Below are 11,829 nucleotides of genomic sequence, written 5' to 3'. Positions count from 1 at the left end.
GGCCCGCTCCTCCACCTCCTTCAGCCGTGCCCGGGCATCGCGCGCGTCCGCGATGGCCCGCTTCAGATACGTACGGAGTTCGTTCTCGTCAGCCATGTCACACCACCGCTCCAGAAAGACCGGAAAGGCTCGATATCAGGGGGACACACGTCGTTCGACGCCCGGGCACCGCCATCGCGCCGTCTCCTATTCCGCGCCGTCGACCAGGGCGAACAGCTCCTCGTCGCTGGCCGATTCGAGATCGCGGCCCGGGGCTTCCCCGGTGCCGAGCTGGAGCAGCTCCTGGAGGCGGGCGGCGATCAGGCCCTGGGCCTCCGGGTCACCGGCGGAGGACCGGATCAGTTCCTCCAGCCGGTCGAGCCCGGCGAGTACCGGGGCGACGGCCGGCGCTGGTGCGGCCGGGGCGTCGGGGATGCCCAGCTCGCCGTCGAGATGGCGGGCCAGAGCGTCGGCCGACGGATGGTCGAAGGCGACCGTGCTGGGCAGCGGCAGGCCGGTGACACCGGCCAGCTGGTTGCGGAGTTCGACGGCGGTCAGCGAGTCGAAGCCCAGCTCCTGGAGCGGGGTGCCGGGTTCCACGGCCAGCGGGTCGGCATGGCCGAGTACGGCGGCGATCCTGGCCCTGACCAGGTCGGTGAGGGTCTTGCGGCGCGCGTCGGGCCCGAGTCCGGCGAGCCGTTCGGCGAGGGACGGGCCCGCGGGTCCGTCCTCGGCGGCGCGCCGGGCGGGCTTGCGGACCAGGCCCTTCAGCAGAGTCGGCGGTTCGGCGCCGCCGCGCAGCGCCCCGGCGTCGAACCGGGTGAGGGCGAGAACGGCTTCCCCGGTGTCGTGTGCCGCGTCGAAGAGGGTCATGGCGTGGTCGGAGGAGAGGGGGCGCAGTCCGATCCTGGCCAGCCTGCGCAGATCGACGGCGTCGAGTTCGCCGGTGATGGCGCTGGTCTCGGCCCAGAGTCCCCAGGCGAGGGAGAGGCCGGGGAGCCCTTCGGCCCTGCGGTGGGCGGCGAGGGCGTCGAGGAAGGTGTTGCCCGCCGCGTAGTTGGCCTGGCCCGCGGTGCCGAAGAGTCCGGCGAGGGAGGAGTAGAGCACGAAGGCCGAGAGTTCGGTGTCCCGGGTGAGTTCGTGCAGATTCCACGCCGCGTCGATCTTGGCGGTGACGACCCGGTCGAGTTGTTCGGGGGTGAGGGCGGTGACGACTCCGTCGGCGACGACGCCCGCCGTGTGGACGACCGCCGTCAGCGGCCGGTCCTCCGGCACATCGGCGAGTACGGCGGCCAGTGCCTCGCGGTCGGCGATGTCGCAGGCGGCGATGGTGACGCGGGCGCCGAGGCCGGTGAGTTCCGCGGTCAGTTCGGCGGCGCCGGGCGCCGACTCGCCGCGCCGGCTGAGGAGCAGCAGATCGCGGGCGCCGTGCCGGGTGACGAGATGCCGGGTGAGTACGGTGCCGAGCGCGCCGGTCGCGCCGGTGACGAGGACGGTACCGGTGTCCCAGCGGGGCGCGGCCGTCTCCTGGTCGTCGGGGCCGGGCACGGGCCTGGCCAGCCGGGGTACGAGTACCCGGCCCGCCCGGACGGCGAGCTGGGGTTCGTTCGCGGCGACGGCGGCGGCCACGGCGGGCAGGGTCTCGGCGGCGACGGTGTCGGCGTCGACCAGGGCGAACCGGTCGGGGTGTTCGGTGGAGGCCGAGCGGAGCAGGCCCCAGACGCCCGCCCGGGCCAGGTCGGTGACGTCCTCGGCGCCGACCGCGACGGCGCCGGAGGTGACGACGATCAGCCGCGCGGCGGCGAACCGCTCGTCACCGAGCCAGGTCCGCACCGTACCCAGCGTGTCGTGGAGTACGGCACGGGCGGCGCCGGGGGTGCCGGATCCGGCGTCGGCGGGGCCCGTCAGCGGGAGGAGGACGACCGGCGGTACGTCGGCTCCGGCGTCGACGGCTCCGATCAGCGCGTCGAGACCGGGGTGGGCCGTGGCGCCGGGTACGTCGAGGGGATGGTCGCCGGTCGTGAGGACGGCCCAGCCGTCGGTACCCGGTACGGCTCCGGTGGTGCCGGGGGCCGCCGGTTCGAAGGCGGTCCACTCGATCCGGAACCGGCCGGAGCGCAGTACGGGGTCGGATTCGGCGAGCGCGTCCTTGGAGAGCGGCCGCAGGGTGAGCGCCTCGACGGTGGCGACCGGGGCGCCGGTGTCGTCGGCGAGGGTCAGCTCCGCCTTCGGGGAGTCGCCGTCGGGGTCGGTGACGACGAGCCGGACCCGGAGCGCGGTGGCGCCCGTACGGTGCACGGTGACACCGGACCAGGAGAACGGCAGCCTGGCGGGTCCGTCGTCGGCGAACACTCCGGGGAGCAGTGGGTGGAGCGCCGCGTCGAGGAGCGCCGGGTGCAGGGCGAATCCGGTGTCGTCGGGGCGGGCGTCTTCGGGCAGGGCGACTTCGGCGTGGATCGCGTCGGCGGTCCGCCAGACCCGGCGCAGGCCCTGGAAGGCGGGGCCGTAAGAGTAGCCGCGGTCGTGCAGCCTGTCGTAGAGCCCGTCGAGGTCGGCCTCGGTGCCGTCGGCGGGGGGCCAGGTGGTGAGATCCGCCGCCGGGGGCGTACCGCCGGGCGTGCCGGTGGTGAGGGTGCCGGTGGCGTGGGTGTGCCACGGGGTGTCGGGCGCGGTCTCGGTGTCGGGCCGGGAGTGGACGGCGATGGTGCGGCGGCCGTGTTCGTCGGCGGGTCCGGTCTTGACCTGGAGGTGGATTCCGCCGTTCTCGGGGAGGACGAGGGGGGCGGCGAGGGTCAGTTCCTCGACCCGGTCGGAGCCGACCTCGGCCCCGGCGCGGACGGCGAGTTCGAGGAGGGCGGTGCCGGGGACGAGGACCGTGCCGAGGACCGCGTGGTCGGCGAGCCAGGGATGGCTGCGGAGGGAGATCCGTCCGGTGAAGAGGACGGTGTCCTCGTCGGCGAGGTGGACTGCGGCGCCGAGCAGGAGGTGGTCGGCGGTGTTCAGGCCGAGTCCGGTGGCGTCGGAGGGGGCGTTCTCCTCGGTGAGCCAGTAGCGGTCGCGGCGGAAGGCGTAGGTGGGCAGGTCGGTCCGGCGGGCCGTGGGCAGGATCGCGTCCCAGTCGGGTACGGCGCCGCGGGCGTGGAGCCGGCCGAGCGCGGCGGCGGCGGTCCGGTCGCCGGGGCGGTTCCTGCGGAGCAGGGGGATCAGGGCGCCCGGCTCCTCCGGTGAGGCCGCGGCGGCGAGTGCGGTGAGGACGGCGTCGGGGCCGAGTTCGACGAAGTCGGTGACGCCTTCGGCGGTGAGGGTGCGGATGCCGTCGTGGAAGCGGACGGCTTCGCGGATGTGCCGGACCCAGTAGTCCGGGGAGCGGAGCTGGTCCTCGGTCGCGGGCTCTCCGGTGACATTGGAGACGACGGGCAGCGTCGGCGGACGGAACGTCAGGGTACGGAGCACCGTACGGAACTCTTCGAGTACGCCGTCCATATGCGGCGAGTGGAAGGCATGGCTGACCTTGAGGGCGGTGGTCTTACGGCCCTCGCCCTTCCAGAGGGCGCTGATCTTCTCCACGATGTCGCGGTCGCCGGAGATCACCACGGACCGGGGCCCGTTGACGGCGGCGATCGCCACCGCGTCGCCGTATCCGGCCAGGGATTCGCGGACTTCCGCCTCGTCGCCCTGGATGGCGGCCATCGCGCCGTCGTCGCGGGCGGACTGCATCAGCCTGCCGCGGGTGGCGACGAGGGTGCAGGCGTCGGGCAGGTCGAGTACACCCGCCGCATGGGCGGCGGCGACCTCGCCGATGGAGTGGCCCAGCAGCTGGTCCGGGACCACGCCCCAGGACGTGACCAGCCGGAACAGCGCCACTTCCACCGCGAACAACGCGGGCTGGGCGTAGGCGGTCCGGTCGAGCAGGGCCGCTTCGGGGGTTCCGGTGTCGGCGAACAGCACGTCCTTCAGCGGCCGGTCGAGCAGCGGGTCGAGGGCCGCGCAGATCTCGTCCAGCGCGCGGGCGAAGACCGGGTACGCCTGGTACAGGTCACGGCCCATGCCCGCGCGCTGCGAGCCCTGGCCGGTGAAGAGGAAGGCGGTACGGCCCGAGCGGGCCCGGCGGGTCAGATGGACGGCGGCGGAGTCGGGGTCGGCGGCGAGGGCACGTAATCCGGCCGTCAGCGTGTCGTGGTCGGCGCCGACGACGGTGGCGCTGTGGTCGAGGACGGCCCGGGTGGTCGCCAGCGAGTAGGCGATGTCCGCGATGCCGTGCTCCGGGTGGGCCTCGACGAAGGCGAGCAGCCGCTCGGCCTGGCCGCGCAGCGCCTCCGGGGTCTTCGCCGACAGGGTCCAGGGCAGGGTGGCGGGGACGGGATCGGCCTCCGGGCCCGCCTCGGGGGCGGCTGTTCCGGCGGTTTCCGCCGGTTCGTCCGGGGCTTGTTCCACGATGACATGGGCGTTGGTGCCGCCGAGGCCGAAGGAGGAGACGGCGGCCCGGCGCGGTGCTCCGGTGTCGGGCCAGTCGGTGGTCTCGGTGACGAGTTCGACGTTCCCGGCGGACCAGTCGACGTGCGGGGTCGGTTCGTCGACGTGCAGGGTCCTCGGTATCCGGCCATGGCGGATCGCCTCGATCATCTTGATGACGCCGCCGACCCCGGCCGCCGCCTGGGCGTGTCCGATGTTGGACTTCATCGATCCGAGGAGGAGGGGCCGGTCGGCGGGCCGGTCGCGGCCGTAGGTGGCGAGCAGGGCGCGGGCCTCGATCGGGTCCCCGAGCCGGGTCCCGGTGCCGTGCGCCTCGACCACGTCGACATCGGCGCCGGTGAGGTCCGCGTCCGCCAGCGCCTGCCGGATCACCCGCTCCTGCGCCGGGCCGTTGGGAGCGGTCAGCCCGTTGGAGGCGCCGTCCTGGTTGACCGCCGAGCCGCGCAGTACGGCGAGCACCCGGTGGCCGTTGCGCCGGGCGTCCGACAGCCGCTCCAGGAGCAGCAGTCCGACCCCTTCGGCCCAGGCGGTGCCGTCGGCGGCGGCGGCGAAGGACTTGCACCGGCCGTCGGGCGACAGGGCCCCCTGCCGGGAGAACTCCAGGAAGGAGACGGGCGTCGACAGGATCGTCACACCGCCCGCGAAGGCCAGGTCGCATTCGCCGCGCCGCAGCGCCTGGGCCGCCAGGTGCAGGGTGACCAGCGACGACGAGCAGGCGGTGTCGAGCGCGACGGCGGGGCCCTCGAATCCGAAGGTGTACGAGACCCGTCCGGTGCCCATACTGCCCATGCTGCCGCTGACGAGGTATGCCTCGAAGTCCTGTTTGGGGAGGCGCGGCCGGGCCCCGTAGTCGTGGTACATCTGGCCCACGTACATCCCGGTCCTGGTGCCGCGGAGGGTGGCGGGGACGATCCCGGCGCTCTCCATCGCCTCCCAGGTGGTTTCGAGGAGCAGCCGCTGCTGCGGGTCGGCGGCGAGCGCGTCCCGGGGGGACATCCCGAAGAACGCGGGGTCGAATCCGGCGATGTCGTCGATGAATCCGCCGTCGCGGACGTAGGAGTGGCCGACCCGCTCGGGGTCCGGGTCGAAGAGGTCCTCGGGCCAGTCCCGGTCGGTGGGGAACTCGGAGACCGCGTCGACGCCGTCGTCCACCAGCCGCCACAGCCCGGCCGGGGATTCGACCCCGCCTGGATAGCGGCAGGAGGCGCCGACGATCGCCAGGGGTTCCCGGGCCCGCTCCTCCACCTCCTTCAGCCGTGCCCGGGCATCGCGCGCGTCCGCGATGGCCCGCTTCAGATACGTACGGAGTTCGTTCTCGTCAGCCACGTGAAACCACCGCTCCAGAAAGGCCGGGAAGTTGGGGAAGTTCGCGAAGACCGGTCAGATGCGTCAGTCGGGGTCCGGGCCGTGTCGTCAAGATCGCGCCGCCGTTCACTCGGCGCCGTCGACGAGGGCGAAGAGTTCGCCGTCGCTGGCCGTGTCGAGTCCTCGGCGGGCGCCGCCGCCGGCGAGTTCCAGCAGCTCCCGCAGCCGGGCGGAGACGGTGCTCCAGGCGTCGGCGTCCGAGGCGATCGACCGGATGCGGTCCGCCAGCCCGTCGAAGGCGGGGTCGGGGGCGGCGGGCGCGGGCTCCGGTTCCCCGGTGGAGATCTCGCCGTCGAGGTATCCGGCCAGCGCGTCGGCCGACGGATGGTCGAAGGCGACGGTGCTGGGCAGCACGAGTCCGGTCACGGCGTTGAGCCGGTTGCGCAGTTCGACCGCGGTGAGCGAGTCGAAGCCCAGTTCCTGGAAGGCCCGGCCGGATTCGACGGCCTGGGGGTCGGGATAGCCCATCACCTCCGCGATGTGGGTTCGGACGACGTCGAGCAGGGCGCCGCGGCGCTTGCCCGGCGGGAGTGCCGCCATCCGGCCCGCCCAGCTGTCGGCAGTGCGGCCGGCGGCGCTCGTGGCCCGGGCGGCCCGGGGCGCGCGGACCCGGACCAGTCCGCGCAGTGGCGCGGGCTGGGCGGCGGGGTCGCCGGTACGGGCCGTGGTGTTCAGGGCCGTCGGTACGGTCAGGGCGTCGCCGGTGGTGAGCGCCGCGTCGAAGAGGGCGAGCCCCTGTTCGGGGGTGATGGGGGTGATTCCGGCCCCGGCCCAGCGGGCGAGGTCGGCCCGGCCGAGGGTGCCGCCGAGGCCGTGGGTGCCGTCCCAGAGGCCCCATGCCTGCGAGGTGGCGGCGAGTCCGGTCGCGGCGCGGTGGGCGGCGAGTGCGTCGAGATAGGTGTTGGCCGCCGCGTAGTTGGCCTGGCCGGGGGTGCCGATGAGGCCGGAGACGGAGGAGAAGAGGACGAACGCGGCGAGCTTGCCGTCCCGGGTGAGGTCGTGCAGATGCCAGGCGGCGTCGGCCTTGGGCCGCAGGACGCGGGTGAGCTGTTCGCCGGTGAGGGCGGTCAGGGTCGCGTCGGCGAGTACGCCCGCGGTGTGGACGACGGCCGTCAGCGGATGCTCGTCGGGGATTTCGGCCAGCAGGGCGGCGACTTCGGCCCGGTCGGCGACGTCCCGGGCCTCGATCCGGACCCGGGCGCCGAGGCCGGTGAGTTCGGCCGCGAGTTCCCGGGCGCCGGCCGCGTCCTCGCCGCGCCTGCTGCAGAGCAGCAGCCGCCGGACGCCGTACCGGGTGACGAGGTGCCGGGCGAAGAGGGCGCCGAGCCCTCCGGTGCCGCCGGTGATCAGTACCGTACCGTCCGGGTCCCAGGCGGGCCCTTCGTCGCGGCCGTCGTCCTCGGTCCTGACCAGCCGGGGGACGAGCAGGGCGCCGTCACGGACGGCGAGCTGGGGTTCCCCGGTGGCGACGGCCGCCGCGAGCGGGTCGTCCGCGGTGGTCGCCGGGTCGAGGTCGACGACGGTGATCCGGCCGGGGTGTTCGGACTGGGCGGTCCTGGCCATGCCCCAGACCGTGGCGGCGGCCAGATCGGTGATGTCGTCGCCGGTTCCGGCGGCGACGGCGCCCCGGGTGACCAGCAGCAGCCGGGTGTCGGAGAGCCGGGGGTCGGAGACGAACCGGCGCAGCAGGTCCAGGGTGCGTCCGGCGGTGGCGTGGGCCGTTTCGATGTCGTACGGGTCGCCGTCCGCGCGGCAGGTCACCCGCAGGACGCCGGTTCCGGCGGCGACAGCGGCGAGGTCGTCGCCGTCGGTGATCTCGGTCCAGGCGGGGCCGGTGGTCTCCGGCGCCTCGACGGGCCGCTCGACGGGCTGCCACTCCAGCCGGAGGAGGGCGGCGCCCCGGTCGGCGCGGGCGGCGCCGAGCTTGGCCCGTTCGACCGGGCGGAGGGTGAGGGTGTCGACGGTGGCGACGGGTTCCCCGGTGGCGTCGGCGGCCAGGACGGCGAAGCCGCCGCCCTGCTTCGGGGTGAGCCGGACCCGGAGGGCGGTGGCGCCGACGGCGTGGATCCGGGCCCCGGCCCAGCTGAACGGGAGGGCGATCCGGTCCTCGCCGACGGCGTCGAGTCCGGCCAGGACCAGCGGGTGGAGCGCGGCATCCAGCAGGGCGGGGTGGAGTCCGTACCGGTCGGCGCCGCCCTGGTCCTCGCCGTCGGTGCCGATCTCGGCGAAGAGGGTGCCGTCCGGCCGCCGCCAGAGGGCGCGCAGGCCCCGGAAGACGGGCCCGTAGCCGTAGCCGCCGTCGGCCAGCCGGGGGTAGGCGTCGGTGAGCGGTACGGCGGTGGTGTCGGCGGGCGGCCACTCCCCAAGACCTTCGGGGGTGCCGGACGCGGCGGGGCCGAGGACTCCGGTGGCGTGGCGGACCCAGGGTCCGGGTTCATCGTCGGCGCTCGTGCCTTCGGGCCGGGAGTGGACGGTGAAGGCGCGCCGGCCGTCGGCGCCGGGGGCCTCGACCTCGATCTGGAGGCGGGCCTGGTCGGATCCGGCCAGGGCGAGGGGTGCTTCGAGGGTGAGGTCGACGAGGAGTTCGGCGCCGGTCAGCCGTCCGGCGGCGAGGGCGAGTTCGAGGAAGGCGGTGGCCGGGAGGAGTACGGTGCCGCCGACCTCGTGGTCGGCCAGCCAGGGCTGGCCGGTGAGGGAGAGCCGGCTGGTCAGTACGGTGGCGTCGCGGCCCGCGAGATCGACGGCCGAGGTGATCAGCGGATGGGCCGAGCGGCCGGCCGTCCCGCCGGTGGCTCCGCCGCCCGCGGTGAGCCAGTAGCGCCTGCGCTGGAAGGCGTAGGTGGGCAGTTCGGTCCGTCCGGTGCCGGGGGTCAGGGCGGCCGGGTCGCCGCCGAGGCCGAGGACCTGGGCCCGGGCGAGCGCCGTGACGAGGTCGCGGGCATCGGGTCCGGCTCCGGTGAGCAGGGGGATCGCGACGGCGGGGCCGTCGTCGAAGGCCCGGTCGAGTGCGGCGCTGTGGCTGCCGTCGGGGCCGATCTCCAGTACGCCGGTGACGCCGTCGGCCCGGAGCTTCCCGATGGTGTCGTGGAGCCGTACGGTGCCGTGGATCTGCCGGGTCCAGAAGTCGGCCGAGCCGAGGTCCCGGCCGGTGGCGGGGAGGCCGGTGACGGCGGAGTGGACCGGGATCCGGGGGGTGTGGAAGGTCAGTTCGGCGGCGAGGGCGTGGAACCGGCCGGCGATGTCGTCGTGCAGGGGCGAGTGGAACGCCTGCCCGACGGGGAGGGTCCGGATCTCGTGGCCCTGGGCGGCCCAGCCCGCGGTGACGAACTCCACGACGTCGGCGGTGCCGGAGACCACCACCCGGTCGGGTCCGTCGACGGAGGCGAGGGCCAGATCGCCGGGGTGGTCGGCGAGGGTGAGGCCGATCTCCCGCTCCCCGGCGCCGACGACGGCCATCGCACCGTCTACTGCGGCGGTGTCGACGAGTGCGCCGTAGGCGGCGGCGAGGCCGGTGGCGTCCCGCAGGGAGAGCACTCCGGCCGCGTGGGCGGCGGCGAAGGATCCGACGGAGTGGCCGACGACGGCCTCGGGCTCGGGGCCGGTGGTCTCCAGGAGCCGGTAGAGGGCGGTCTGGAAGGCGAAGAGGGCGGGCAGGGCGTACCGGCTCGGCGGGGGTGTGCCCGGGTCGCCCGGTCCGTCGGCGAGCAGGAGTTCCCGTACGGGCGGCGCGGTGTCGGCGTCGAGTTCGGCCAGTACGGCGTCGAGGGCGGCGGCGAAGACGGGGAACGCGCCGTGCAGCGCGCGGCCCATTCCGGCCCGGGCGGTGCCGTGTCCGGAGAAGAGGTACGCGGTCGTCCCGGCGTCGGCCGTACCACCGGTGACCAGGCCGGGGGCTTCGGCGCCCCGGGCGAGGGCGTCGAGGGCGGCCAGATACTCGGCGGGTTCGCCGGCGACGACGGCCGCGCGGTGTTCGAAGAGGGTCCGGCCGGTGGCGAGGGTCCGGCCGACGTCCGCCGGGGAGAAGTCCGGCCGCCCGGCCAGCACCTCCCGCAGCCGGGCCGCCTGGGCCCGCAGGGCCGTCTCGTCCCGGGCGGAGATCAGCCACGGTACGGGGGCGGCGGCAGCGGTCTCCGTACCGGCGCCGTCGCCTTCCGGCCCGGCGGCGGGCTCCGCCGCGTCGGCGGTGTCCGGATTCGCGTCGGTCTCCGGCGCGGGGTCGGTCGCGGGCCGGGCGTACTCCTCCAGCACGACATGGGCGTTGGTGCCGCTGATGCCGAACGAGGAGACGGCGGCCCGCCGGGGGCGGCCGGTCAGCGGCCACTCCCGGGTCTCGCGGACGAGTTCGACGGCCCCCGACGACCAGTCGACGTGCGGGGTCGGCCGGTCCACCCCGAGGGACGGCGGCAGTACGCCGTGCCGCAGGGCCTGGACCATCTTGATCACACCGCCGACACCGGCGGCGGCCTGGGCGTGTCCGATGTTGGACTTGAGGGAGCCCAGCAGGACCGGGCGGGCCGCGTCGCGGTCCTGGCCGTACGTCGCCAGGATCGCCTCGGCCTCGATGGGGTCGCCGAGCCGGGTGCCGGTGCCGTGGGCCTCGACCGCGTCGACGTCCCGGGTGCCGAGTCCGGCGTCGGCGAGGGCCTGGCGGATGACCCGCTGCTGGGAGGGGCCGTTGGGGGCGGTGAGCCCGTTGGAGGCGCCGTCCTGGTTGACGGCGGAGCCGCGGACCACGGCGAGGACCGGATGGCCGAGCCGTTCGGCGTCGGAGAGCCGTTCGACCAGCAGGATGCCGACGCCTTCGGCCCAGGCGGTGCCGTCGGCAGCGGCGGCGAACGGCTTGCAGCGGCCGTCGGGCGCGAGACCGTCCTGCCGGGAGAACTCGACGAAGATGCCGGGGGTCGACATCACCGTCACACCGCCGGCCAGGGCGAGATCGGATTCGCCGGACCGCAGGGAGCGGATCGCCAGGTGGAGGGCGGAGAGCGAGGACGAGCAGGCGGTGTCGACGGTGACGGCGGGCCCGGTGAGACCGAGCTGGTAGGAGATCCGGCCGGACATCACACTGGCCGTGTTGCCGGTCAGCAGATGGCCTTCGGCGCCTTCGGGCGCGTCGTGCATCCGGGGGCCGTAGTCCGATGCCATGGCGCCGATGAAGACACCGGTCCGGCTGCCGTGCAGGGACCGGGCGTCGATCCCGGCCCGCTCCAGGGACTCCCAGGAGGTTTCCAGCAGCAGCCGCTGCTGCGGGTCCATGGCCTGGGCCTCGCGGGGCGAGATTCCGAAGAAGGCGGCGTCGAAGTCGCCCGCGTCGTGGAGGAATCCGCCGTGGCGCACGGCGGACTTGCCCGGGCGCCGGGGGTCGGGGTCGTAGAGGTCGGGGTCCCAGTCGCGGTCGGCGGGGAACTCGGTGACGGCGTCGCGCCCTTCGGCGACCAGCCGCCACAGATCCTCCGGGGAGGCGATCTCGCCGGGGTAGCGGCAGGCCATGGCGACGACGGCGATGGGTTCGGGTCCGTCGGCGGCGGGGGCGGTCGCGCTCCCGCCGTTCGCCCCGGCCGGGGCCGCCTTCTCGGCGACCGGCTCGGGTTCGGGGCTCTCGCGGAGTCCGGTGGCGAGCCGGGCGACGAGTTCGCGGCCGGTCGGGAAGTCGTAGAGCAGGGAGGCGGGGAGAGCGAGCCCGGTGGCCGTACCGAGCCGGTTCCGCAGCTCCAGGGAGCCCTGGGAATCGAACCCGAGGTCCTTGAAGGTCTGCCGCATATCCCGTTCGTCGAGCGACGGATGGGCGAGTACGGCGGCGGCGTGGGAGCGGACCAGGAATCCGAGTTCCCTGCGGAGCGCCTTTTTGTCGGTACGGGCCAGTCGGCGCAGTTCGCCGCCCATTCCGGTGGGTTCGTCGGTGCGGTGTTCGTCCTCGCCGATCCAGTAGCGCTTGCGGTCGAAGGGATACGTCGGCAACTCCACCCCACCCCCCACCGCAGCGGGAACCCCACCCACCACAGCACCCCAGTC

At 74.7% G+C, this 11,829-nt stretch carries 3 protein-coding genes; all 3 read right to left on the bottom strand.

Annotated features, from left to right (window positions below; translation table 11 throughout):
• A partial coding sequence (locus tag AB0G74_RS33455) for a polyketide synthase docking domain-containing protein (RefSeq protein WP_361154242.1) occupies nucleotides 1-96 on the bottom strand: 96 nt, incomplete at its 3' end.
• Nucleotides 97-186: 90 nt separating this feature from the next.
• Nucleotides 187-5,778 carry an SDR family NAD(P)-dependent oxidoreductase gene (locus AB0G74_RS33450; RefSeq protein WP_361154240.1) on the bottom strand — a complete coding sequence of 1,864 codons (5,592 nt, stop codon included), beginning with the start codon at nucleotides 5,776-5,778 and terminating at the stop codon, nucleotides 187-189.
• Between the two features lie 105 nt (nucleotides 5,779-5,883).
• Entirely contained in the window at nucleotides 5,884-11,775 is a 5,892-nt protein-coding gene (locus tag AB0G74_RS33445) for a type I polyketide synthase (protein ID WP_361154238.1), read from the bottom strand.
• Nucleotides 11,776-11,829: the final 54 nt, after the last annotated feature.

The sequence above is a fragment of the Streptomyces sp. NPDC020875 genome (genome assembly GCF_040641415.1).
Taxonomy (GTDB): Bacteria; Actinomycetota; Actinomycetes; order Streptomycetales; family Streptomycetaceae; genus Streptomyces.
This window is presented reverse-complemented; position numbering and strand designations above follow the sequence as displayed.